Genomic DNA, 23,121 nt, shown 5'->3' on the forward strand with positions numbered 1-23,121 from the left:
CGTGAACGTGTGCTACTCATCTGGTACCCCATGTCCTCGTCGTGCTGTCGGAGAATCTCCTCAGGCGTCGGCTATGAGCATTGCGGTCCCGAGGTGTCGGCGCAACCGATTCGGCGATGTCCGCGCCCTCCTCGACCGGTGTGTCAGCCGACGACGAACTCGATGCACGACGGGCTGCCGGTGATGATCGTCTGGCCGGTCGGGGTCAGTGCACCGGTACCTACATCGGCGTGAAACGCAATGATGTTGTCGCTCACCTGGTTTGCGACAAGCAAGGTGTCGGAGTCGGGGGCGAACCGCAGGAAACGAGGTATCGCACCACCGGATTTCGTAAAGGTCGGCGGGCCGGCCATTCCGTTCGGGAGCACGGGAAAGGACGCCACCGAGTCGTGCCCTCGATTGGAGACGTAAACGAACCGGGTGTCGCGCGAGAAATCGATCCCAGCCGCCGCGCTGGGTGTGTCGTCACCGTCGGGCAGCGTCGAGAGTGATTGCACGACGCAGAGCTCCGCGTCGGCCGACGCGTGTTTGTAGACCGTCAAGTGCGACGACAATTCGTCGACGACGTACATGAACGGCAGCGATGGGTGGAACAGTAGGTGACGCGGCCCGGAACCTGGTGCGCTGAGGTGTGCCGGACCGGCGACGGTCAGTTGAGCAGTCGTCGGGTCAAAGGCCAGCAGATGCAGCCGGTCGGTTCCCCGGTCGGGCACGACGATGTGCCGGCCGCTCGGGTCGATACACACCTCGTGGGGCTGTGGTCCGGTCTGCTCGCCGGCGATCGGTCCGGGTACTCCGGTGAGTACGAGCGAACATACGCGCGGACCGAGTGTGCCGTCGGGGTTGCGCGGCAAGACTGCGATCGATCCGGACGTGAAACTGGCGACGATGAGATGACGTTGGTCCGGTGACAGCGCCAGGTGCACCCCGTTACTGCCGCCGGTGTCGTAGCGGCCCAGCTCGCGCAGCCACCCGGTCGATTCGATCTCGTACGAGGACACCAGCGGGCTGTCGCCGTGTGCCGCGTACAGGTGACGGCCGTCGTTGTCGGCCACGAGAAATGACGGGTTCTCGGCGGTCGGCACGGTGTGGATCGCGCGCCACTCATCGTCGGGCGTCACCTCGAAGACAGCAATCCCGGTCCCGTGTCCGCGCCGTCGCGCACTCGAAAAGCATCCGACGAAGGCAAAGCGTGTTCTGCGCACGTGACCTCCCTAGCGGTGCCTGTCGTGCGGGGGTTCGGGCGAGGGTGTTGCGGGAAGCGATCGGTACGCTATCAGCCCGAGGCACGTCTGTGACGCCGCCGGGCACATCCGAATCGCGGACGGCGACGAATTCAGACAAGAGTGGTTCGCCTGCGACCGGAGGGGACCGCCACACACCGAACGGAGGACCACATGACCGACGACCTCGTCGTTCTCGTGGACGCCCACCGACAGCCGTGTGGGACCGCGCCGCGCACGAGCGTGCACGGCACCGAGACCCCACTTCACCTGGCGTTCTCGTGTCACCTCGTGGACTCGGCCGAGCGCATTCTGATGACGCGGCGCGCCCTCTCGAAACCAACGTGGCCGGGCGTGTGGACCAACTCGTTCTGCGGCCATCCGCGCCCCGGCGAGCACGTCGAGGATGCGATCCGGCGCTACGCCCCGCGCGAACTCGGCCTCGACATCGACGACCTGACCTGCATTCTTCCCGACTTCGAGTATCGGGCCGTCGACGCCGGCGGAGTCGTGGAGAACGAGATCTGTCCCGTGTACTGGGCCCGACCCGTGGGCACGCCGGTGCCCAATCCGGATGAGGTGATGGATCTCGTATGGGCCCCGATAGAGGACGTCTGGGCGGCCGCCAACCGAACGCCCTGGGTCTTCAGCCCGTGGTTCGTCGAACAGGTGCATGCACTGGGTTCGCGACCGCTCGACACAGTCCGGTGGGCATCATGACAGCCACCGTTCGCCATTCCCCGGATGGTGATGCGGCCCGGCCCTATCACCACTACGACGACGTCGCCGACCAGAGCGCGGCACTGGTCATCCGCTCGTATTCATCCTCGTTCGGACTGGCGTCCCGACTGCTCGCCAAAGGGGTACGGCAGGACGTCCGAAACATCTACGCGCTGGTGCGGGTCGCCGACGAAATCGTCGACGCCCCACGCCCCGAGCAGACGCAGGCCCAACGCCGCAGTGCGCTCGACTCTCTCGAATCTGAGGTGGCCACGGCGCTGCAGTCCGGGTCGAGCTCCAACCTGGTGGTCCACGCGTTTGCCCGAACTGCCCGGCGCTCGGGCATCGACACCGCTCTGGTCACGCCGTTCTTTGCGTCGATGCGGGCCGACCTGGACTGCCAACAGCACAGCGAGGCGAGCCTGACCGAGTACATCTACGGGTCGGCCGAGGTTGTCGGACTGATGTGTGTTCACGCGTTCCTCGCCGACCACCCCCACCGCAAGGCGCGCTACGACCAGCTTGCACCAGGTGCCCGGCGCCTGGGAGCCGCGTTCCAGAAGGTCAACTTTCTCCGTGATCTCGGTGAGGACAGTGGTCAACTGGGACGCCGATACCTCATCGGGATCGACCCGGACAAGCCGTCCGCAGATGCGTGGCGCTATTGGCTCGACGACATCGACACCGACCTGGCAGTGGCGGCCAAGGCGATTCCGCTGTTGCCCAACGGAACCCGAGTGGCGGTGTGTACCGCGCACGACATCTTCGCGGACCTCTCCAGACGGCTGAGGTCGACGCCGCCGGAAATTGCCTGTCGCACACGGATTCGCGTACCCGGACCAGACAAGGCGCGAATTGCCGCCGGCGCCGCATTACGTCGTGGCCAACCACGCACCGCCACCGCGAAGTCGGTCTCGTGAGCGGAGGGGGCAAAAGGGTCGTCGTGATCGGCGGTGGCGTGGCGGGGTTGTCGACCGCTGCGTTACTCGCCGCCGACGGACATCACGTCGACGTCGTCGAGAAGAATCCCAGCTTGGGTGGTCGAGCTGGGTCGTGGGAGCGCGATGGGTTTCGCTTCGACACCGGACCATCCTGGTGGCTGATGCCCGACGTGTTCGACCACTTCTTCGCGCTGGTCGGCACGTCCACCTCCGAACGCCTCGATCTTCGGCGCCTCGACCCCGCATACCGTGTGTTCTTCGAGAATCACTCCACACCGATCGACATCACGGGAGACGAAAGCCGAAACCGTGAGATCTTCGACGCGGTAGAGCCGGGGGCGGGGGTCGCACTCGGGGATTACCTGGAGTCGGCACGACGCGCGTATGACCTTGCGGTGCAGAACTTCTTGTACACCAACTTCGATACCCCCACCGCCTTCCTGGGCCGCGACGTGCTACGCAATGTGCGTGAACTCACCGGCCTGCTCCTGGGCAGCCTGGACCGATACGTTGCCGACAGATTCACCGACCGTCGCCTCCGGCAGATTCTCGGATATCCGGCGGTCTTCCTCGGGTCGTCGCCCGATCGAACGCCCGCGATGTATCACCTGATGAGCTGGCTCGACCTCGCCGACGGTGTTCGCTACCCGGCCGGTGGCTTCACGACGCTGGTGGATGCACTCGCCGACGTTGCCACCGAACACGGCGTGCAGATCCACACCTCGACCACGGCACTGGCCATCGACACCAGACCGCCTGTGCGCTCAGACATTTGGTCTCGCCGCAGACGACGACGCGCCGAGGTGACCGGTATTCGGGTCTCGGACGCGGAGGGTGCCGAGCACGTCATCGATGCCGATGTCGTCGTGGGCGCCGCAGATCTTCACCATGTGGAGACGCAGCTTCTGCCGCGCCGACTGCAGACGTTTCCGCAGAAACGTTGGGATCGCGCAGTTTCCGGACCCGGGGCGGTGCTCGTCTACCTGGGCGTAAAGGGCGAACTGCCGGAACTCGAACACCACTCGTTGTTCTTCACCGAGGACTGGACCACCAACTTCGACGCCATCTTCGAGACCCCGACCCAAGTCCCGGACCCCGCGTCTCTCTACGTCTGCCGGCCGTCGGCGACCGACTCCACCGTGGCACCCCCCGGCCACGAGAACATCTTCGTCCTCGTACCGGTCCCCGCCGATCCGGGTCTCGGGGCGGGCGGCGTGGATGGCCGCGGAGATCCGACGATCGAGCGGATCGCGGAGAGAGCGATTGACATGATCGCTTCGTGGGCGGGGATTCCCGACCTGGCCGATCGGGTTGTCGTGCGCCGCACCGTCGGCCCGGCCGACTTCGCCACCGAGGTGAATGCATGGTCGGGTGGCGCGCTCGGGCCGGCGCATACCTTGCGGCAGAGTGCATTCTTCCGCGCCGGCAATCGGTCCCGGAGGGTTGACGGACTCTTCTACGCCGGGCACAGCACCACCCCGGGAATCGGTCTGCCGATGTGCCTCATCAGTGCCGAACTCGTTCGCAAACGTCTGCGCGGGGACACCTCCGTCGGGCCGTCGCCGGTCGATCAGCGCGTTCACCACCCATCTGCCGGCTGAGCCTCGAAGGCCTGGTGACCGTCGCTACCTGGCCGCCCAATTGCCCTGTCCCACCAGCCCTTCGAGGCTCTCGGCTAGCGCCTCGAGCACCTCAGGGAGCGGGGAAGGCTCGGCTCGCACCTCAGGGAGCGGGTGGTGGATCACGCCGGACCGATCAACTCTGCGACGATTCGCGCCGACATCATCACCAGCGGCAGCCCGCCTCCCGGGTGGGCCGAGCCGCCGACGAGGAACAAACCCGGAACCGGCGAAGCGTTGCGTGGGCGTAGAAAGGCTGCGCGGGGACCGTTGGACGACGTGCCGTAGATGGATCCGCCTGGGGTCAACGTCCGGCGTTCGAGGTCCGCAGGTGTCAGAACATCGTAATGCCTTATCCCGGACCGGATGTCGAGCCCGCGCTCGGCCATGAGGGTGAGGATGTGTTCGGCGTACTCGGGGGCGACGCCGCCGGCATCCCAGTCCATCCCGGCACCCGGATCGTGGCGCGCCGCGTTGACCAGGACGAACCATGCGCCGGTTCCGGGGCCCGGAACTGTCGACGGATCGTCGGGAGCGGACAGGTAGACCGTTGGTCGCTCGACGAGCCGCGGTGGTCCGTTGCGTCCGAACACTGAATCGAACTCGGCGTCATAGTCTTCGGCGAAGAGAACATGGTGGTGGGGCTGGTCGGCCGGTGGGTGGTCGACGGCGAGCATCAGGACGAAACCGGACAGCGACGGAGCCGCGCGACGTATGCGGCGCAGCATCTTCGAGGCCGAACGTGTGCGAAGTAGTGTCCCGTACATCTGCTCGGCATCGGTGTTGGCGACCACCAGAGCGGCACGGCGGTGCGTGCCGTCGGCCAGGATCACCCCGTTCACGTGGCCGCGATCACCGACCGTGATCTCGGTGACGGCACATCCTGTCTCAACAGTCCCGCCGAGTCGTTCGAACCGATCGCGGATGGCGGTCGCGATTCGGCCCAATCCACCTGGCACATACCATGATCCCCAGGCCTGCTCGGCCCACGGCACCGCCGCCAGCGCAGCAGGTGCGCGCCGCGGATCCGACCCGGTGTACGTCGCATACCTGTCCAACAGCATTCGCAGACGCGGGTCGTGGAGATACTGCCGGCCCAGCCCGCGAAGCGTCTGCCACGGTGCGATGGTGGCGACGTCTGCAGGTCTCGCCGCACGCAGCATGGTGCTCGCCCCGATCGGGGATTCGAGGAAGGTGTGGTGGGTGAGGTCCCAGATCGATTGCGCACGTCGGAGAAATGCGATCCATTGGGCCCCACGCCCCGGTCCGAGTGCGGTGTCGAGGGCGTCGGGAATCGCCGACAGCTCGCCAGGGAGATCGAGCTGCGTTCCGTCGGGAAATCGGTATCGAGCTGCGATGTCGAGGCGCGCCAGGGGCAGCACCTCGTCGAGGGCTGCGCCGCCGGCCGCGAACAGATCTCGGAGGATCTGTGGCATCGTGACCAGCGACGGTCCGGTATCGAAGACGAATCCGTCTCGTTCCTCCACGCCGAGCTTGCCGCCGATCCGATCGGACTGCTCGAGGACCGTGACGCGATGACCCAGTGCTTGCAGGCGCAGCGCTGCCGCAAGACCGCCGACACCGGCGCCGACGACGATGACGTCCGTCATCTGTTCGCCGTCACCGCTCGGCCCTTCCAGCGCAGCACTCCTCGTCGCTGCGCCACAAGGGAATCGGCGGTGAGCGCCGCAAGGACGACTACGGACATCGGATGCACCGCAGCATCAGGCCACCATCGTCCGCGCGTCGTGGTCGCGACGATCGACCTCGACGCCACTCCGGCAAGGTAGCCGACGAGTCCGGTGCGTGAGCCGCACATCATCGCGATCGCCGGCAGCACGTAGGTCATCCCGAGTAGACAGGTCACGGCTACACCGCCGGCGGGCGAACCGAACGCCGACCACAACGACTTGCGGTAACCGTGCCGCAGCTCTCGACCACCGTCGTACATCCGGCACGTCGCGACGCGACTGCCCTCGACGACGACCCCGCGCCCACCGGACCGCTTGATCGCGCGGAGTAGTGCTATGTCTTCGAGTACCTCGCCACGAACCGCGTGGTGACCACCCGCGCGTCGGTACGCGTTGGCGTCGACGATCAAGAACTGTCCGTTGGCCGCGGACAGGGATGGGCGCGGAGTTCTCTCGGCGAGTCGAAGCGGCAAAGTGCTCATCCACGACCACTGCAGCAACGGCTGCACGAGTCGCTCGGCCACGGTGTCGGCTTGCTGTCGGGGATAGGGACTGATCAGGTCGAGGCCGGTATCGCGCATCAACGCGATCGAGGCGACGAAAGCGGCCGGTTCGACGCGGACGTCGGCGTCGACGAAGACGAGAACACCGTCGCGCGCATATGAGTCCGAATCCACGGCGTGGGCCGCCAACTGTGCACACGCCCACGGTTTGCCAAGCCAGTTGGGCGGCGTGGCGGAGCCGTTCACTGCCTCGATGCGAGGGTCGTTCGCGGCAGCGTCAGCAACCAATTCGCCGGTGCCGTCCGTGGATTCGTCGTCTAGCACGATCAGGCGACCGCGACCGGGCCACCGATCCAACGCGGCGCAGATCGACGCAACGCATCCTGCGACATGGTCGACTTCGTCGCGGACCGGGAGCAGTACAGTGATCGGCTCGGGGGCCGGGTCCGAGTGCGGGTTGGGCCGACGAACGGTCACGGCGTTATATGCCGTCAGCACCAGCGATCCGACAGCTGCAGCGCTGCCGATGGTAACGGCTCCGTGCCATAAGTCACTTGCGCACACGGTTGTTCCCTCGGATCAGGGTGACGATCAACGGTACGGCGACTGCGCCCATCAGCACTCCGCCGACGAGTGCTACGGGCGGGCGACCGAAGAACACGGCATGGGCGACAACCGACGAGAAATAGGTCCACAGGTAGACCGTGATGGGAAGCGCGTCGAGGCTCGACGGACCGATCAGTCGATCCAGAAGTGTCATGATCACCAGCGACACGAGGATCCAACCGGCAAAGTTGGTCAACGGGATGCCGTCGACGCCCGGGATCGACGGTTCGGTGTTTTCCCAACGCCAGTAGCCCTGGTCCACCATCTGCGGGTCGAGGAACACGTCCCATGCGGTGAGTGCGAGCGCCCCGACGATCGGAGTCGCCCACCGGTGCCGCGAGGTGAGGCGGCGAGCCACCACCAGAGCCGGCCAGGCCATCATGATCCAGGCCATCGGCACGATCACCGGTACACCGAGCAGCTCGGGCCCCAGCGTCCCCGTGTACTCGTAACCGCCGAACGGAAATCCCGTGTGGACGCCGACCGATTCGGCCGCCAGACCGCCTGCGCCGGCGACGGCCGCCAACGCAACCGCTGACGACGGGCTCACAGTCGACGCCACGTGGACCAGTGCCGCTGCGCTGAGGAGTGCGACGCTCATCATCGTCAGTGTCAGTGTCCCGCCATCGGTGAACGGGAACACGGTTTGCACGACGACGGTCGCGGCGAAGAGCAACCAGGCGACCGACACGACGCGTCCGGTGCCACTGGCTGATCCGCGTGTATCGCCTGTCGTTCCCACGCGTGATGACATGTACCGGGTCATGGGGTGTATCCCCGGTAGGTGCCACCGATGTCGACGACCGCGAACCGCGCGAAGAGTTCCTCCGCATACCAGCGCTGCGGAGTCGTGCGCCGGATCGCGGATACGTGTGCCGGTGTGCGATAGGCGAATTCACTGAGCGCGTGCGACGACTCCCAGAGGGAGAATGTTCCCTGCAGGCCGATCGGCGCCTCCCCGATACCAAGTGCCATCCGCAGACCGCGGGCGTCTGCGAGTTCGGCGACCACCGGTGGCACGGCCCGCCAGAACGACATCGCCCGCGTCGGTCGTAGCCGGGCGCGGGTGATCGCTGCAACGGGCCCGGCCCAGTCGATCACCGGACGGCGACCCACCTCGAACGGTTCGCGCCGGGCCCACCGTCCTCGGCTCGACAGGGGTCGCAGTCGAACAACGAGTTCTTCAGCGCAGTTGTCAGTCCACGAACGAAGTGGGCGCGACGTGGCGCCGGCAGCTGCTGCCGCGGCGTCGTCCCATACGGTGAGCAGCGCCCAGTGGTGCGGGTCGGCGTCGCGAGGGGTGAACGTTCGAGCGTTACCCGTTCCCATCAGCTTGCCGAATCGCAGGCCGGGGAGTCGGCGCACTGCCGGTCCGTTGCCGGCCATCCGCAGCATCGCGGCGAACGCACTGTTGACCCGCCAGATGCGGAATTCGACCACCTGTGGACTCGGGCGGTTCACGACGTCCGCCACACGCACCGAGAGATCAGTTGCTGCAACGCACTTCGACTTGTGTCGTCGATCGGCAGCCCATCGACTGCGCTCAACGCGTCGGCGGCGAGTTCGTCGATCCGCCGCTCGACATGGTCGACCGCGCCCGTCTGGCGGAGCACGTCACACACGGCGTGCAGGTCCTCGTCGGTGATGTCTGGATTGCCCAGGGACCGTTCGATTTCGGCGAGTTGCGTGCGGTTCGCACGGTCGGTTGCGACGGCGACCAGCAGCGTGCGCTTGCCCTCCCGGATATCGTCGACAACCGGTTTACCGGTCTGTGCGGCATCGCCGAAGACGCCAAGAAGGTCGTCGCGCAGCTGGAATGCCTCACCGGCTGCGAGTCCGAGCGATTCGTACGCGATCAACAAGTCGTCGCTCGCGCAGCCGAGCACTCCACCGAGGCGAAGTGGCTGGGCCACCGTGTATTTGGCGCTCTTGTAGTGCAGGACGACGCGGGTACGAGCCATGGAGGTCGATGGCAGCGTCTGACCCAGGACGTCGAGATATTGTCCGGCGACCGTTTCGTCGCGCATGGTCGACCACACATCCCGGGTACGGTCCCGAACAGCCGGTGACAGTGTGCGGACGGCGTCGGTGAATAGATCATCGGACCAGGTCAGGCAGAGGTCTCCGGCCAGGATGGCGACGGCTTGCCCGAACGCTTCCGGGTCGCCCGTGAGCCGGTCGGTGGCGTGGCGGTCGGCAAAGTGGCGATGTGCCGTGGGCATGCCCCGGCGCTGGTCGCTGTGGTCCATGACGTCGTCGTGGATGAGGGCCGCCAGGTGAAAGAGCTCGATCGCCGCCGCCACCCCCACCGCTCCGGCCGGCAGGTCACCACCGGCAGCCGCCCGCGCGCCCCACAGGCACAGCAGAGCGCGCAGGCGCTTGCCGCCCGTCAATGCGCAGTTCAAGTAGTCCGCGAGTGGATTGACGTCGGAGTGGATCGCGGCCAGTCGGTCCGTGTGACCCCCTACATGGGTGCGCAGCACGGCGTCGACGGACGCAGCGTCCTCGGCTGCGCACACATCCGTCGCCCGGTCCTGGATTCGGCTGGGCGACGGCGGGCTTCCGGCAGGCAACACATCCTGCATTCGGAGCCGCGTGGAAAGTGGATGGGCGTCCCGAGGTCCGGTGATCAGGATCGAACTGTCGAACCGCTCAGCGGACCCACAAGTGGTCATAAGGCACTTCATGACCCACGATGTTCTCGGCCGCACGGTGCCCCGATTTCAGAGCTCCCGTCACTGTCGCCGGGTCCTCGGTCCAGGTCGCCTCACCGGCCAGATGGAGAACGTTGCCGACCGGGGTGGCCAGCGCATCGTGGTCGTTGCGGTCCGAGCCGACGGTCATGTACGCATATGAGCCCCGCGAGTACGGATCATCCTGCCAACGTGTGACGTGCACCTGATCGGGTTGCTCCACTCGCTCGCCAAAGAGCCGGCGCAACGCGACGAGCACAGAGTCCACGATTTGCGCGTCCGACCACTCGCGGACCGCCCTTGCGCACGGGCCGGCGGCAAAGGTCAGTAGCGTCGGCGTTCCGTGTACAGCGCTCAGGTCGTACCAGGAGTGCCACCATCTGCCTGCCTCACCCTGCTGGCGGATCGCGTAAACGCCGTCGTCCCAGAACTTGTGCGGAAAGCGGAGGAAGACTTTCTCAAAGGCGTTCATCTCCAGTCGATCCAGTGAGTCCGACACAATGTCGGGTAGTGGGGGCTCGATGGTGAACCCACTGGATTTCAGTACTCCGACCGGCACCGTGACGACAATCTGGTCGGCCGCGAACGTGCCGTGTGCGGTCTCGGCCGAAGCGCCGTCGTCTGCCCAGAGCACCCGCGTGACCTCGTGGCCGAGCCTGACGTCGAGTCCGTCGGCGAGCCGCGTCGCGAGCACGTCGTAGCCGTCGGGGAACACCACCTCGTCACCGTCGATCGCGTCGTCGTCGAGGCCGTGCGCGTCGAGGTCGTCGAACCACCCGCCGTACTGCTCTTCGGTCCGATGCTGCATGAATTCGCGGACTCGCATCGAGCGATGCTCATCCCAATCCAGCTGCGTCAGAGTGGTTTCGACCACCTGTGCAAAGGAGCTACCCGGTGGGGACGTGGCAATGGCCTTGGCGAGATGTCCATTGAAGGTGTGGATCGTCCCCGCGAAGCGTGTGGCTTCGTCATCGGTCAGTCTGGTGCCTTGGGCCGAGTAGTAGGCGATGGGCCTTCCATCGGGTTGGTAACTGCCGACCGTGAATTCGACGGTGCGCATCCCGAATGCGTTGACCAGGTCGGCGAGCGGATTGTCGTCGATTCCGTGAATCCACGACGCGCCGTGGTCCACCAGGCCATCGCCCATGCGCGACGTCCAGACCCGGCCGCCAACGCGATCTCGGGCCTCGAGAACCACGACGCTCTGTCCATCGGAAGCAAGGAGCCGGGCAGCTGTCAGTCCGGCGATTCCCGCACCGACAACCACTGTGTCGAAGTGTGTCACCATGACTCCGATCTGTCGGTGGAGATTCTCCACCAAGACGCAGGGTGTTTGTCGCGCCTTCCCGTCAGTTGGACTCGGACCGTCCGACGAGATCGCGCAACTTGACCGAAGGATCCGCCAGCGCATCAAGGTCCACCGGAGCGCCGCTGCGGATGAGCTTCTTGCCGGCGTTGAAATCGGACGGCGCATTGATCGCTTCGACGGCGACCACATTGCTCCCCGGTTGGATGTGGAAGAACGACACCGCGTTCTTACCCGGCGTCGGACGGGTCACGACGGTCACGTCCGGGGTCGTCAAACCCGCGATCTTGAGTTTGAGATCGAACTGATCCGACCAGAACCATGGCACCTCGTGGTCTTCGGGTTCGTGACCGAGGATGGCAGTCACGGCGTGCCGGGCGTGTTCGGTTGCAGCCGGAATCGATTCGAGGCGGCGCAGGCCGTGGTGTCCGGCGACCGGACGTCGGGCGACGTCACCGATCGCGAAGATGTGCGGGTCGCTGGTGCGACCGTATTCATCGGTGATCACACCGTCGTCGTACTCGAGGCCCGCCGATCGGGGGAGCTCCTCGTCGGGTGCCGCACCGATGCCGACGAGGACGGTGCCGCAATCGACCACGGTGCCGTCGTCGAGAACCACGCCGGTCACTTCGGCGCCGTCGGTCCGTAGATCTGAGACCGACCGGTTGGTGAGGATCGTGGTGCCTCGCTCACGGTGGTAGTCGGTCAGCATCGTCGACAATTCGGCGCTGGCGACGCGCGCGAGGATGCGACTCTCCCGTTCGATGACGGTGACGTGCATGTCACGGCTGCGGGCCACGGCCGCCACCTCCATGCCGACGTAGCCGCCACCCACGATCGCGAGTTCGCCGCCACGGGTCAGCGACCGGTTGAGGGTGGCTGCGTCGTCGAGGGTGCGCAGCGTCATCACGGAGGTTGTGCCCTCGGGTGTGCCGGGCAGTGCGCGTGGGTGAGAGCCGGTCGCGAGCACCAGGGTGTCGTAGCCGATCTCGGTGCCGTCGGCAAGGACCACGATCTTGTCGTCGGGCCGGATCGCCGTGGCTCGGGATCGGGTGCGGATCTCGATCTGGTTCTCGGCATAGAACTCGGCGGGACGCAGGAGCTGCTGCACCGAGGGACCGTCGAACTTCTTCGACAGCGGGGGCCGATGGTAGGGAAGATGCTGCTCGTCGCCGATCATGGTGATCGGTCCGGTGAAGCCGGACTGTCGCAGCAGCGCGGCCAGACCGGCCCCGCCATGTCCTGCACCGATGATGACGACGGACTGGTCGGTGTGTGTGGTCATGGCTTCTACGTTAGAACCTGCGATTCGAGGCTAGGCGAGCTCACTCCTGATTCGCCTCGGCGCCGCGGTCACGCAGGGCACCCGGACTCTCCCCGGTCTCTCGCTTGAACGCGCTCACGCACGACAGCCGACAACGCATCCATGCCTCGATCAACCCCGGACGAACTCACAGCAATACCGGACGTTCACACATTCATTCTGCGCGTGCAAATCCTTAATGTCGCTGACATGAGTACTCAGACGGAAACACACCCATTGATCACCGGAATCGCTCAGGTCAAACTGCCGGTCACCGACCTTCCTCGCAGCGTGTCCTGGTACTGCGAGGTACTCGATCTGCGGCACTGGATCGAGTTTGTCGAGGAGGGCGAGGTGTGTGGTGCCGGACTCATCGACCGCAGCGGCGCATTCAACATCGCACTCCGGCTACGCCAACGCTGCGCCGGCCACCCGGTCCTCACGGGTTTCGACGTCGTCGCGTTCACTCCTTCCTCGAGGTTTGCGCTCGACGTCCTGGCCGGGCGGTGCAGCCGTCTCGGCGTGACGCACAGCGGGATTGCCGACGGGCCCGAAGGCTCGAGGCTGGACATACCGGATCCCGACGGAACCGTGCTGCGGTTCTATCACTTCACCGCTCCGACTACGGGCTTTACGACTGTGGAGGCGACACCAGAAGGCATGGTGGCGTCAACCGTGTAGGCGCGGCCGGTAGGTCAGCTCCAAGGTCCGACCGTCGAAGATCCGATTCTCGAGAAGCTCCAAGTCGAAGTCGGCCGCACCGGCAAAGATCGGCTCCGTTCCAGTCTGACCGGTGATGGCCGGGAAGATCGTCAACTGGATGCGGTCGACGAGGCCGGCGGCCATCAGTGAGCGATTCATTGACAGGCTGCCGTGCGATCGAAGCGGAACCGGCGACTCCGCCTTCAACCGAGCGACAACGTCGGTGGCATCGCCGCTCTTGAGGGTGGCGTCCGGCCAGTCGAGGGGCTCGTTGAGTGTCGACGACACCACGGTGGTCGGAGACCGTCGCATTCGCGCAAACCAGTCGTCGTCCTGCAGAGTGGCGAAGCCGGACGCGAGCATCTCGGCGAAATCACGATACGTGTTCGCGCCGAACACCATTCGTTGTGGCGCTCCGTACATCGCCCGACGATGCTCGATGAACTCGGGACCGTCCTTGCCCCAATAGCCACCCCAGTCGCCGTGCTCGTTGAACGACCCGAAGCCGTCGAGGCTGGCGAAGATGTCGAATGTGTATGTGGCAGGCATGTTGTCACCTTTGGTGTCGTTTGGCTGATGCGCTACAGGGTCCGACTGGCCAACGAGCCGAAACTCATCGCGGGTGGGTCTCTTCCGCTCCAGGCCCGAACTCCCGGTACAAATCGGGCAAGATGCTTGCCAGATGGGTGAATTCGATCTGGTCGTGGAGCAATTGTTCATATGCCAGACTTTCTCCGGCGAGGCGTGCCTTGAGGCCCGTCGCGGTGGCGAGCCGGTCTATGCTGACAGTTCGCTTGCCGGTGCCCAGGACCAGGTGATCGGCAATCCAGTAGCGCGACCGCAGTTCGAATCCGTCGTCGGTGTCGCGTGCGAGGTGAACCATCGACGCGGTTCGCAATCGCGGGGTGCGCAGGTAGACGTTCGCGCACGCATGGGCATGAATGTTGGCTCTGGGCAGGGCATTCACGTCGATTCCGAACGCCGACGGTTCGACGAAGGAGATCGCGAGCTTCTGCAGGTCCGCACCGATGTACTCGTCGACGTGGTGGGTGTTGCCGACGTAACGTTGCTCGTCGCCGAGATCCGGTGCGGTCAGCACGTCGCGGTTCTGCGCGAGCGCACTGATGTGGTTCCACGGGTACCAGAGGGTGTAGCGGGCAGGTTCCACCGAGTGCCACCAGAACCACCACCGGAACATCTGCGCGGTGGCGCCCGGGAAGTGGGTGAGGCTCGCGGTGTACCCGGTACCGTCGGGAAACGCGCAGTATCCCGTTTCCCCATCGAGGTAGCCCGGTTCGAGCAACCGATTGAGGTCGTCGCCGACTGACAATGCGTACGCGGGGTTCATTGGAAACTTCAATGCGGGCAATGCCCGGTCCGGTAGAAAGAGTTCGTCGCGAAAGAAGTGGGCATATGGTTTGTCCGCGACCAGTCGTCGGTTCACCGTCACCTGGCGCTGCGTGGCCGGTGGGTAATACGTCACGGGAATCATGGTGGCTCCTCCGATCGATCCGAGGAGAATGATGCCGTGCCCCATTCCCGCATCACCTCAGTTCCCTTGGATCCGCGGCCCGATGGTTCGGTGTTCAACGCGTCGGGGGTCGTCGAAGTGGGACCAGGACGGTTCCTCTTCGTCGACAACCATGATCCGGTGGCGCTGTTCGAGATCACCCTCGACGCATCGGGCCGCATGAGCAGACCAGTCCAAGAGCGTGCACTTGCTGGATCGGCCGCCCACGACCTCTCCGATCCCGAGGGTCTCGCCCGCATCGACGTCGACGGCGAACTGCAGGTGATCGTGGCATCGTCGCTGGCACGCACCAAGAAGTCCGTACACGACGGGCTGATCCGGGTGTACTACGCCGAGGATGGCGGCTTGCGATCGGAGGCGATGCCTGGTTTTCGTGAATGGCTGCTCGACGCGTATCCCGATCTGGTCGACGCCGCCGAAACGAGACTGGACGATGGTGGTCTCAACATTGAGGGGCTGGCGTGGGACTCGAAGGAGCAGTCGCTCATCTTCGGCTTGCGATCACCAGCCGACCGCGACCGGGTCAGGCTGTTGCGCGTTGGGCTCGATCCGACCTCATCCTGGAGCACGTCGTCACTGACTGCTGGGGGTGACATCTGGCTGCAAACATCGAAAGCCGAAGGTGCACAGGGTGTCCGGGATATTTCTTTCGATGCGTCGCGTTCCGAGTTTCTGGTTCTGCTCGGAGGACCAGTGCGTCGCAAGGACAGCCGCTTCAGGCTGTGCCGCTGGGACGGAATCTCGGAATCGTTGATCGACTTCGGCGTCGACTTCGACCCGTCGATGAAACCCGAAGGCATCACGGCATTTGGGGCCGGCGAGCATCGCCGCGCCCTCATCGTCGACGACGCAGGCGGGTACGCCACCATCGAGCTACCCTGACGCGTCGGGTGTCGCGTAGGTGCGCGTCATACAGACTAAAGTCCTGGTCATGAGCGTCGTCGACCGCACGGCCGTCACATCCGACCCGGATCGTGACACCAAGAGCGTGCCGTGGTCGATGGTCATCGCAGCCGCCATCGGTGCGGTCGTCACAATCGTCTACAACCTCGTTCTCGGAACCGTGAGCGGACCGAGTGGACTCTTCGGTTCTGCGACCGACATCGAGGTCTACCGGGCCGGGGCGCAACAACTCTGGTCCGGTGACGCCGTCTACGACGGACCACTCGTCACCGTCGGGCCCCTGGAATTGCTGTTCACCTACACACCCTTCGCGGCGGTGGTGTTTTTGCCGCTCGCCGCCCTGGGCAGCCTTGGCCTGGATTGGGTTGCCTACCTGGGCAACGCGATCCTCATCGCCGCGGTGATCGGACTCTCGATGCGGCTGCTGGGCTACCGGATGTCCGCCTCCTGCGGATGCTTGATGGCTGCCGGAAGCGTGGCACTTCTGTCGCTGGAACCGGTGCGTACCTCCTTCGCCGCCGGTCAGATCAATCTCCTTCTCGTGGCGTTGATCATCTCCGATATCGGACGACGCAGCGGACGACTGCGAGGTGTCGGAGTGGGGCTTGCCGCAGGCATCAAACTCACGCCGTTGATCTTTGTCGTCTATCTGCTGGCGACCCGGCAGTGGCGCACTGCCGCCACCGCGCTCGCGACTTTCGCCGTCACCGTCGTGGTGGGATTCGTGGCGATGCCCGTCGACGCGTGGCACTACTGGACGGGCAAGGTCATGCATTCCGAGCGGATCGGCGTGATCGACGGAATGGCCAACCAGTCGGTGAACGGTTTCGTGTCCCAGCTCTTGCGGCTCGCCGACGCCGAGAGCTACCGCGACGCCGGCGGAGCCTTCGTCGCACCGGGGTGGATGTGGTTGCCGATCGCGGCAGTGGTCGGCGGGGCCGGCATCTATGCCGCACGCGTCGCGCACGATCAAGGCCGTGAACTGCTTGCGCTGTCGATGGTCGGGATGACGGGTTGCGCAATCTCCCCGTTCTCCTGGGGGCATCACTGGGTGTGGATCGTGCCGCTCCTGCTCGTGACGATGGACCATCTGTGGACCACCGGCACCCGCCCCACATGGGTCTGGCTCGCGCCGGCGGGACTGCTGGCGGTCACCTTAGCGTGGCCGTTCCCGCTGTCCGGCGGGCGGGGCTACGACATCGGGCTGTTCATGATGCCGCGACCCGAGGACCCGACGTGGTGGCAGACGATCGCGTTCGTCGTCGTTTGCGGCAGCTACCTGTGGCTGTTCGTTGCGACTGTGCTGGCGATCGGGCGCAGTCGACGCGGCGCTGTCACCGGCGGGCAACTGCCGCGATGACGGCCCTCGCCTGGGCGTGCGCACCACCGATGTTTGGGTGCAGCGGCGCCGCGAGCGAGAACGCCGGATTCGACGACACAACCCCCACGAACTCCACGTAGCGGGTCGGTGCCGGAGTACACACGTTGTGTCCGATGCTGGGCGTGTAGGTGTCGACGAGTTGCGCGTTCTGGTGTCGCGCCGCGGTCGCCAGCATCGCGTTGAGTTGTCGGAACTTCTGAGTGAACCAGGCCGAGTCCATCGGCAAGACCGGGACTGTCGGGAAGCAGCCTCGGCCGTTGTCGGGGACCGCCTCCAGGTAGTTGACGATCAGAATGCGGACGTCACGGGCGGCTCGTGCGCGCACCGCCGTGATCACTGCCTCGATCTTGGGTTCGGCGACAGCGAAGGCGGCGGTGATGTCGTCGGCCCCGCCCCTGACGTGTGCGGCTTTGCAGGACCTGTTGGTCAATCCGTACTCGACGCATTGCTGCGCGAGCGGTATCAGCCCCGCGTCGTTGCCGCCGATGCCGATCGTGACCAGGTTGATCTCTTTGGTGATCCGGCTGAGCTGAGGCCGGTTGATTCCTATCGGGGTGCGCTGCGCCTTGGTGGCATGGGCCGTCGTCGCTCCGCCGCATGACGCGTCGACGAAGGTGCCCAACTGGTGTTGACGTCGCAGGAAGCCGACGAGTTGGCGTGGGTAGTTGGTTCTCGATTGGAAGCATCCGAGCGGGGCGAATGTCGTGTCGCTTCCACGGTCGTATCCGGTGGCCGCGGTGTAGGAATCACCCAGTGCCACATAGTTGTAGGTTCTGGCCGCGCCGGCCGACGGTCCTGCGATCATGATTTGCGCGGACATCGCTGCGATGATCGCCACGAGGGAAGCGAGTGTTCTCGCGCGCGTGGGTCCGAGCATCAGCGCACCACCAGATCATGTGTGGTTGCACTGAGTGTGATCGGCGCGATCGGCTTGCCGCGCATCCAGGTGGCGACAAACCGCCTCAGAGCGGGATCCCCGGCCCGATGGGCAAAGGCCTGCTTCGGTATCTCGATGGCGCCGACGAGGTGACGGGGCGTCGACGTCAGCCCGGGCAGACTCGGCGTCATCCGCATGCCGTCGGCCGTGTGCAACAGCACGGGGATACGCCTGCCGCCTGGTGCGATGACAACGGCGTCACGCGTGGTGACGGCAGGGTCGAAGTGGGTGACCGCCAAGCGGTACTCCGACGGTGCCGCGTGCATGCCGAGTTGGTCGAGCGATCGCGGGTCGACAACGCTGTACGGCAGACCGATGTCGATGAGGAGTTGACCGTCGACGAGGGTACGTCGCGAGGGGAGTGATGCGGTCAGGTTCCACGGCTTCGGTGGTGCGAGGGTGAACGCCGATCGGTCGCCGGCCGAATTCGCGATGGGCCGTCCCAGCAAGGGCGCGTCCGTCTCGACGAAGACCCAGGACGGTGAGTGGATGTGCTTGCGCCAGTATCCGTTTCGCCCATTGCGCCGACCTTCGACGCGAAGTTCACGATCTTCGACGCCAGGCCCGAGGGAGAAGACGGTGATCGCTGAGGTGATCTCGCCGGTGATCTTGGGTTGATGGGTCCAGCCCGGCGCGGGTAGCTGGACGGCGGCCGTGGACCGGTCCACATACTCCTGCGTGAGTGTCGCGGCGCTTGGTTTGCCCGTCTGAGGCTCCCAGCTGTACCGGAAGAATACGGAATCCGAACCTGAGGAGTCGAAATCGAAAGTCCGCGTGTACATGTCGCCGTAGCGATTCATCACGAAGGTGGTTGACGCGGCGGCCGAGAGCGCCACCGACCGGAACCGGCCACCGAGCGGACTGCCGATCTCGTAGCTGTCGTCGTTGGGCAACCACGGGTCGGCGTAGGTGATACGGCTGCCATCGCCGGTGAGAGCCGGGATCATCGTCATCTTTGCCGAACCGGATGGATGCACGCGTCCGGCGATGTCGGCGTACACGCGGTTGTTCGTCGGCGACGTGACGCTCAGTGCCCAACCTCCGACACGGCCGTCGGGCAGCGTCCGACCCGATCCCAACCACAGCGGCGAACCCCAGGCCGACGTCCGATTCCACAGCACCGGCCCGTTGGTGACGTTGTCCATCGTGTAGATCCATCCGCTGCGACCGACGCCGACGAGTTCGTCGTCGTCGACCGAGATGGCCACGATGTTTCCGCGCAGGCATCCGGGGAGCGGGACGACTCGCCAACCGCTCGTCGCGCTGCGCGGCCTGGTCAGCAGCTGCGCATCGACGAGCGCGAACTCCCAGTACCGATTGAACTGGGTGTGGTTGGAGCGCAGGTCGATCCGCACCGGCGCGTGGGTCCCGCGATAAGTCGGGAAGGCCGCCAAACCCGTGCGGCCGCCGGTCGAGGCAGGCCCGGGAGGAAGTTGTGCGGTTCCAAACGGTACGCAGCCGGCCGGGGCGGCCGCGGCCGGTGTGGTGGCGATCCCGACGGTTGTGACACCGATCGTCAGCGCTGTGGCAAGGGCGGTGGCACGCAACGTGCGACGACGAGACCGGTGATCGGCCATAACAGGACTATGCCACCGATCAAGGAGCACAGAGCTCCGTTTGTGGACTCTGACTTCAGGACGACCCCGGGAAGTTCACGACGTCCAGATCGATGGGCATGGCATTGGTGACCGACTTGTTGACCGGTTCGGCCGCGTAGGGGACGGGCCCACCGGTCGTCGCCAGCGCCTCCAGCTGTTCGTCGGACTGCAGGCGATGAGCGACCGTGAACTCCTTGAACTCGTAGGGAATGCCGGAGGACCGCAACGGATCTGGTCCGTTCATCGTGTGGAAGTGCAGGTGAGGTGCGTCCGAATTGCCGCTGTTGCCGAGCAGGCCGATGACTTGCCCGGCGCTCAGTTTGTCGCCGACCTTGACCCGCACACTTCCCGGCTTCAAATGTGCGTAGAAGGCGTAGACGCCCTCGGAGATCATGGCGACGACGTGGTTGCCCCCGTACTGATCGAGTTGCAGACCGGTCGGATCGACGCCGGGTGTTTGGTCGGGGAGGTCGTCGACCACGCCGACCACCGTGCTCTGAGCCACCGAATGGGTCTCGGCACCGTAGTACGGATATGACGCGAGATTTGACCGGTCGCCGACGAACAGCTTGCCCGCGGCGTCGAGTTGTACCCAGTCGATCGCGAAACGTTCTGCAAGCCAGAGCCTTCCGTTGATCGGGTTGGCGGCCGTCCGGTGTGCGCTGGGTATGCAGCAGCCGTCGCCGTTGAGCCATCCGGCTCCGTGAAGGGGCGGGTCCAGTAATACGGCCTTCTGCTGCGCGACGGTCACGGTGATCGGTTCGGCGATCACCGCGGGCACCAGCGGCGGCTGCGGCTTGGTGGGTGCCACGGTCAGAATGTTGGACAGCGAACTCGGCGCGGCCGTACCGTCTGGGAGCGCAACGTCGAGGGTGAGTCGGGCGTATTCGCCGCCGGCGAGTTCGAGGCCGGGTTGTCCACTGCCCCTGCGCATGATTCCGGTCAATGCGGTGCCCTGAAGGTCGAGCAGCTTCTGCCCGGACGCGCTGACCTCGAGCGAGCGAACAGCGACCGGGTCCGACATCACGTTGGTCAGGAGCAACTCGTACGCGAGGTGGGTCTTGCCATCGGAGCCGACGACCGGAATCGGATCGTCGATCGCGTTCGCGGTCACGGGGGTGAGGGCGTCCGCCGCGGTGTCGGCGGTCGTGCTGCCGGTGACCGACGACGGCGTGGACTCAGACGATTCCGACGAACACCCGGCGATGGTCAGGAGCACTGCACTCCCGAATGCGATGGCGGCAATGCAGCGGGTGCGTGACCTTCTGGGCGTGATCGCTCTCATCTGTGCTCCCAGTTGTTCGAGCCCGGCCCGGACACTGATTCTTCCACCTCACGTGTGAGAGATAAGTGGATCGGACGAAACTCACCGTCCGCCGAGATAGTGGTCAAGGGCATCGAGCAGTCCGCGGGTGCCCACTTCGCGGTTGGGTCCGTCAGCCCAGAACTGGTCGAAGAACACGCCGTGCTCGGCATGGGTGAACGTGGTGAGGTCCCCAATCGGGTCGAACTCCAACGACGCCACCGACGTCGACATGTGAACCCCGTCGATCCACATGTCGTAGGTGGTCACGATGCGGTTGTGCTCGACGATGTCGGTGTAGGTCGCCTCGTATCGGGATACCGGGCCATCGTGGAATTTGCCTTCGGCGACGTCGCGTCCACCGACACGGAAATCGAAGATCCATTCGCCGGGCTCGATGGCATCGCCGGCGCCCCACCATGCGAGCTTCTCCTGCTCGACGGCAAACGCGTTCCACACGCGCTCGACGGGGGCAGGGTAGTCGCGCGTCAGGGTGAACTCGGCACGGGCCAGACGACGTTCACTGGTCATGATCGTCTCCTACCGCGCGAAAGTGACGTGGATCGTGCCACTCTCGGCCACTTCCGTTGTCACCTTGTGGGTGGTGTCGAGGCCCGGCAGGTCATCCCACAGGTGAGTTCCGCGACCGAGGATGATCGGTGCGACCATGAGGTGCAACTGATCGACGAGTCCGGCCGTCACGAAATCGCGGATGACGCCGACGCCACCGCCGACGCGAACATCCAAACCTCCTGCAGCGGAAGATGCCTCGGCAAGGACATCATCAAGTGGGCCGTTGCGGAAGTGGAAGGTGGTTCCGCCCTGCATGGTTATCGACGGCCGGGGTGCGGTGTGGGTCAGGATGTAGACCGGTGTGCCGAACGGTGGTTCGTCGCCCCACCAACCTTTCCAGTCCGGGTCGTCGGGGAACGTGTGCAGGCCGAACATGGCCGCACCCATGATCTCGGCGCCGATCCCTTCGAAATGAGCTTGGGCGTAGGAGTCATCGACTCCGGTGGTTCCGGTACCGCTGGTGTCACCGAAAACGCGCTCGTGAAACGTGCGCGTGGCAGCCCAGGCGGCGGTGAGGCGCCCCCAGTCCTCACCCATCGGATTGTCCGGGGACAGGCCGGCCGTGGCGGTCCGGCCATCCAGCGAGGTGAACATATCGACGCGAACGACTGTCATGTCAGATCTCCTTCTTTTCCGGCGGTGCGGGTCAGGTGGATGCCGAGTCGGTCGGCCTGGTCTTCTGCGGGTGTCCGCAGTTCGCCGAGCCATAGATGCAACGCGTCAAGGGCGCCCGGTCTCAGACTGACGGTGCGAACGCGACCTTGCTTGTGGGACAGCACGATTCCCGCCTTTTCGAGGATGCCCAGATGCTGCATGAACGACGGCAAGGCCATGGGGAAGGGTGCCGCGAGCTCGGACACCACGGCCGGGGCCTTGGCCAATCGTTCGACGACGGCGCGTCGCGTCGGGTCCGCGAGAGCGCGGAGCAACGCGTCGACGTCTTCGTCATACTTAGGCATATACCTAAGTATTGCTCTTTGGCCCCGGCGCGTTAAGAAGGGCATGTCCGAGGCTCGCTCGCTGGTGGATTACGTGGTATCAATGATTACAAGTAATCAAGGAGGTCGCCATGAGTGACAGTGAATCAGCGGTATCCGGATGGCTTACGGGACGCTTGCCGGACGACCTGTTCACCAGCGCCCCCGAGGTCCGGGTGGACCGCGAGGAGATCACCATCATCGGAACCATCGATCCGCCAGATGTCGAGTCCGGCGCCGAACCTGTCGATCAGCGACAAGCGGAGGCCGGCCGGATTGCACGGTTCCGGGAATCGACCCGGGACAAGCGCATCGAGGTTGCTCAGGAGGCTGAGCGCCGATTCGGCCGCAAGGTGGCTTGGGGCGTGCGCTGCGGCGACTCCGCCGAACTGTTCACTCACCTCGCCGTTCCGGTGATGACCCGACTACGGCAGCCACAACGCCAGGTCTTGGACACATTGGTCGCCGCGGGAGTCGCCCGTAGCCGCGCGGACGCGTTGTCGTGGTGCGTGAAGCTCGTTGGGCAACATACGGATTCCTGGCTCGGCGAGCTGCGCGAGGCCATGAGCAAGGTCGACGAGGTTCGTGACGCAGGCCCATCGGTCACCTGA

At 65.3% G+C, this 23,121-nt stretch carries 23 protein-coding genes; 7 read left to right on the forward strand and 16 right to left on the reverse strand.

Annotation, left to right across the window (positions count from 1 at the left end; translation table 11 throughout):
• Positions 1–143: 143 nt before the first annotated feature.
• Positions 144–1,205: a lactonase family protein gene (locus ABZW74_RS08535; RefSeq protein WP_240857102.1), complete on the reverse strand. Its 1,062-nt coding sequence runs from the start codon at positions 1,203–1,205 to the stop codon at positions 144–146.
• Between the two features lie 192 nt (positions 1,206–1,397).
• Here ABZW74_RS08535 and idi point away from each other — a divergent pair, with 192 nt between their 5' ends.
• Genes idi through crtI (ABZW74_RS08550) form a run of 3 tightly spaced genes read left to right on the forward strand, consistent with a single transcriptional unit; the run spans position 1,398 to position 4,485 of the window.
• The gene (gene idi / locus ABZW74_RS08540; protein ID WP_240857101.1) at positions 1,398–1,943 is read left to right on the forward strand and encodes an isopentenyl-diphosphate Delta-isomerase; all 546 of its coding nucleotides are present in this window, start codon (positions 1,398–1,400) and stop codon (positions 1,941–1,943) included.
• Entirely contained in the window at positions 1,940–2,863 is a 924-nt protein-coding gene (locus ABZW74_RS08545) for a squalene/phytoene synthase family protein (protein WP_355275573.1), read from the forward strand. The genes idi and ABZW74_RS08545 overlap by 4 nt, the downstream gene beginning before the upstream one ends.
• Positions 2,860–4,485: a phytoene desaturase family protein gene (gene crtI, locus ABZW74_RS08550; protein ID WP_240857099.1), complete on the forward strand. Its 1,626-nt coding sequence runs from the start codon at positions 2,860–2,862 to the stop codon at positions 4,483–4,485. The genes ABZW74_RS08545 and crtI (ABZW74_RS08550) overlap by 4 nt, the downstream gene beginning before the upstream one ends.
• A 140-nt stretch (positions 4,486–4,625) precedes the next feature.
• Here the strand turns inward: crtI (ABZW74_RS08550) and crtI (ABZW74_RS08555) are convergent, their stop codons facing one another.
• The 7 genes from crtI (ABZW74_RS08555) to ABZW74_RS08585 form a co-directional block, all read right to left on the reverse strand.
• Positions 4,626–6,113: a phytoene desaturase family protein gene (crtI, locus tag ABZW74_RS08555; protein ID WP_355275575.1), complete on the reverse strand. Its 1,488-nt coding sequence runs from the start codon at positions 6,111–6,113 to the stop codon at positions 4,626–4,628.
• Positions 6,110–7,261: a glycosyltransferase gene (locus tag ABZW74_RS08560; RefSeq protein WP_355275577.1), complete on the reverse strand. Its 1,152-nt coding sequence runs from the start codon at positions 7,259–7,261 to the stop codon at positions 6,110–6,112. Before ABZW74_RS08560 ends, crtI (ABZW74_RS08555) begins: the two co-directional genes overlap by 4 nt.
• Positions 7,248–7,994 carry a carotenoid biosynthesis protein gene (locus tag ABZW74_RS08565; RefSeq protein WP_355275579.1) on the reverse strand — a complete coding sequence of 249 codons (747 nt, stop codon included), beginning with the start codon at positions 7,992–7,994 and terminating at the stop codon, positions 7,248–7,250. Before ABZW74_RS08565 ends, ABZW74_RS08560 begins: the two co-directional genes overlap by 14 nt.
• A gap of 71 nt (positions 7,995–8,065) precedes the next feature.
• Positions 8,066–8,698: a monooxygenase gene (locus ABZW74_RS08570; protein WP_355275627.1), complete on the reverse strand. Its 633-nt coding sequence runs from the start codon at positions 8,696–8,698 to the stop codon at positions 8,066–8,068.
• 62 nt (positions 8,699–8,760) lie between these two features.
• Positions 8,761–9,888 (reverse strand): polyprenyl synthetase family protein, encoded by a 1,128-nt coding sequence (locus tag ABZW74_RS08575; RefSeq protein ID WP_355275581.1) that lies wholly within the window; start codon positions 9,886–9,888, stop codon positions 8,761–8,763.
• Between the two features lie 67 nt (positions 9,889–9,955).
• Positions 9,956–11,284, reverse strand: a complete 1,329-nt coding sequence (locus ABZW74_RS08580; RefSeq protein WP_355275583.1) for an NAD(P)/FAD-dependent oxidoreductase — start codon at positions 11,282–11,284, stop codon at positions 9,956–9,958.
• A 61-nt stretch (positions 11,285–11,345) separates the two neighbouring features.
• Positions 11,346–12,587 carry an FAD-dependent oxidoreductase gene (locus tag ABZW74_RS08585; protein WP_355275585.1) on the reverse strand — a complete coding sequence of 414 codons (1,242 nt, stop codon included), beginning with the start codon at positions 12,585–12,587 and terminating at the stop codon, positions 11,346–11,348.
• Between the two features lie 228 nt (positions 12,588–12,815).
• Here ABZW74_RS08585 and ABZW74_RS08590 point away from each other — a divergent pair, with 228 nt between their 5' ends.
• A complete protein-coding gene (locus tag ABZW74_RS08590; RefSeq protein WP_240857093.1) occupies positions 12,816–13,286 on the forward strand; it encodes a VOC family protein in 471 nt (156 codons plus the stop codon).
• Here ABZW74_RS08590 and ABZW74_RS08595 read toward each other — a convergent pair.
• Together ABZW74_RS08595 and ABZW74_RS08600 are read right to left on the reverse strand one after the other, a co-directional pair.
• Entirely contained in the window at positions 13,275–13,856 is a 582-nt protein-coding gene (locus ABZW74_RS08595) for a dihydrofolate reductase family protein (RefSeq protein ID WP_355275587.1), read from the reverse strand. The genes ABZW74_RS08590 and ABZW74_RS08595 overlap by 12 nt on opposite strands.
• Before the next feature lie 64 nt (positions 13,857–13,920).
• Positions 13,921–14,799, reverse strand: a complete 879-nt coding sequence (locus tag ABZW74_RS08600) for a hypothetical protein (protein WP_240857091.1) — start codon at positions 14,797–14,799, stop codon at positions 13,921–13,923.
• 36 nt (positions 14,800–14,835) lie between these two features.
• Here ABZW74_RS08600 and ABZW74_RS08605 point away from each other — a divergent pair, with 36 nt between their 5' ends.
• Together ABZW74_RS08605 and ABZW74_RS08610 are read left to right on the forward strand one after the other, a co-directional pair.
• Positions 14,836–15,720 carry a DUF3616 domain-containing protein gene (locus ABZW74_RS08605; protein ID WP_355275590.1) on the forward strand — a complete coding sequence of 295 codons (885 nt, stop codon included), beginning with the start codon at positions 14,836–14,838 and terminating at the stop codon, positions 15,718–15,720.
• Between the two features lie 49 nt (positions 15,721–15,769).
• On the forward strand, positions 15,770–17,101 hold the full coding sequence (locus ABZW74_RS08610; RefSeq protein WP_355275592.1) for a glycosyltransferase 87 family protein: 1,332 nt from the start codon (positions 15,770–15,772) through the stop codon (positions 17,099–17,101).
• On the opposite strand, the gene ABZW74_RS08615 is transcribed toward ABZW74_RS08610, so the two are convergent.
• The 6 genes from ABZW74_RS08615 to ABZW74_RS08640 all read right to left on the reverse strand — a co-directional run bounded on the left by ABZW74_RS08615 (position 17,076) and on the right by ABZW74_RS08640 (position 22,492).
• The gene (locus ABZW74_RS08615) at positions 17,076–17,942 is read right to left on the reverse strand and encodes an SGNH/GDSL hydrolase family protein (protein ID WP_355275594.1); all 867 of its coding nucleotides are present in this window, start codon (positions 17,940–17,942) and stop codon (positions 17,076–17,078) included. The genes ABZW74_RS08610 and ABZW74_RS08615 overlap by 26 nt on opposite strands.
• A gap of 56 nt (positions 17,943–17,998) precedes the next feature.
• The gene (locus ABZW74_RS08620; RefSeq protein WP_355275598.1) at positions 17,999–19,636 is read right to left on the reverse strand and encodes a hypothetical protein; all 1,638 of its coding nucleotides are present in this window, start codon (positions 19,634–19,636) and stop codon (positions 17,999–18,001) included.
• 55 nt (positions 19,637–19,691) lie between these two features.
• Positions 19,692–20,942, reverse strand: a complete 1,251-nt coding sequence (locus ABZW74_RS08625) for a M23 family metallopeptidase (protein ID WP_355275600.1) — start codon at positions 20,940–20,942, stop codon at positions 19,692–19,694.
• 81 nt (positions 20,943–21,023) lie between these two features.
• A complete protein-coding gene (locus tag ABZW74_RS08630; RefSeq protein ID WP_355275601.1) occupies positions 21,024–21,491 on the reverse strand; it encodes an SRPBCC domain-containing protein in 468 nt (155 codons plus the stop codon).
• A 9-nt stretch (positions 21,492–21,500) separates the two neighbouring features.
• A complete protein-coding gene (locus ABZW74_RS08635; RefSeq protein ID WP_240857084.1) occupies positions 21,501–22,148 on the reverse strand; it encodes a dihydrofolate reductase family protein in 648 nt (215 codons plus the stop codon).
• Positions 22,145–22,492, reverse strand: a complete 348-nt coding sequence (locus ABZW74_RS08640) for a metalloregulator ArsR/SmtB family transcription factor (RefSeq protein WP_355275604.1) — start codon at positions 22,490–22,492, stop codon at positions 22,145–22,147. The genes ABZW74_RS08635 and ABZW74_RS08640 overlap by 4 nt, the downstream gene beginning before the upstream one ends.
• A gap of 110 nt (positions 22,493–22,602) precedes the next feature.
• Here ABZW74_RS08640 and ABZW74_RS08645 point away from each other — a divergent pair, with 110 nt between their 5' ends.
• Positions 22,603–23,121: a hypothetical protein gene (locus ABZW74_RS08645; protein ID WP_355275606.1), complete on the forward strand. Its 519-nt coding sequence runs from the start codon at positions 22,603–22,605 to the stop codon at positions 23,119–23,121.

The sequence above is a fragment of the Gordonia sp. NPDC003585 genome, assembly GCF_040610755.1.
Classification (GTDB): Bacteria; Actinomycetota; Actinomycetes; order Mycobacteriales; family Mycobacteriaceae; genus Gordonia.

Coding starts and splice junctions, on each gene's coding strand:
- ABZW74_RS08615 (WP_355275594.1), bottom strand. CDS start 17,942: ATGTCCGCGCAAATCATGATCGCAGGACCGTCGGCCGGCGCGGCCAGA.
- crtI (WP_355275575.1), bottom strand. CDS start 6,113: ATGACGGACGTCATCGTCGTCGGCGCCGGTGTCGGCGGTCTTGCGGCA.
- ABZW74_RS08595 (WP_355275587.1), bottom strand. CDS start 13,856: ATGCCTGCCACATACACATTCGACATCTTCGCCAGCCTCGACGGCTTC.
- ABZW74_RS08590 (WP_240857093.1), top strand. CDS start 12,816: ATGAGTACTCAGACGGAAACACACCCATTGATCACCGGAATCGCTCAG.
- ABZW74_RS08640 (WP_355275604.1), bottom strand. CDS start 22,492: ATGCCTAAGTATGACGAAGACGTCGACGCGTTGCTCCGCGCTCTCGCG.
- ABZW74_RS08620 (WP_355275598.1), bottom strand. CDS start 19,636: ATGGCCGATCACCGGTCTCGTCGTCGCACGTTGCGTGCCACCGCCCTT.
- ABZW74_RS08645 (WP_355275606.1), top strand. CDS start 22,603: ATGAGTGACAGTGAATCAGCGGTATCCGGATGGCTTACGGGACGCTTG.
- ABZW74_RS08600 (WP_240857091.1), bottom strand. CDS start 14,799: ATGATTCCCGTGACGTATTACCCACCGGCCACGCAGCGCCAGGTGACG.
- idi (WP_240857101.1), top strand. CDS start 1,398: ATGACCGACGACCTCGTCGTTCTCGTGGACGCCCACCGACAGCCGTGT.
- ABZW74_RS08635 (WP_240857084.1), bottom strand. CDS start 22,148: ATGACAGTCGTTCGCGTCGATATGTTCACCTCGCTGGATGGCCGGACC.
- ABZW74_RS08545 (WP_355275573.1), top strand. CDS start 1,940: ATGACAGCCACCGTTCGCCATTCCCCGGATGGTGATGCGGCCCGGCCC.
- ABZW74_RS08630 (WP_355275601.1), bottom strand. CDS start 21,491: ATGACCAGTGAACGTCGTCTGGCCCGTGCCGAGTTCACCCTGACGCGC.
- ABZW74_RS08625 (WP_355275600.1), bottom strand. CDS start 20,942: ATGAGAGCGATCACGCCCAGAAGGTCACGCACCCGCTGCATTGCCGCC.
- ABZW74_RS08570 (WP_355275627.1), bottom strand. CDS start 8,698: ATGCTGCGGATGGCCGGCAACGGACCGGCAGTGCGCCGACTCCCCGGC.
- ABZW74_RS08580 (WP_355275583.1), bottom strand. CDS start 11,284: ATGGTGACACACTTCGACACAGTGGTTGTCGGTGCGGGAATCGCCGGA.
- ABZW74_RS08575 (WP_355275581.1), bottom strand. CDS start 9,888: ATGCAGGATGTGTTGCCTGCCGGAAGCCCGCCGTCGCCCAGCCGAATC.
- ABZW74_RS08610 (WP_355275592.1), top strand. CDS start 15,770: ATGAGCGTCGTCGACCGCACGGCCGTCACATCCGACCCGGATCGTGAC.
- ABZW74_RS08585 (WP_355275585.1), bottom strand. CDS start 12,587: ATGACCACACACACCGACCAGTCCGTCGTCATCATCGGTGCAGGACAT.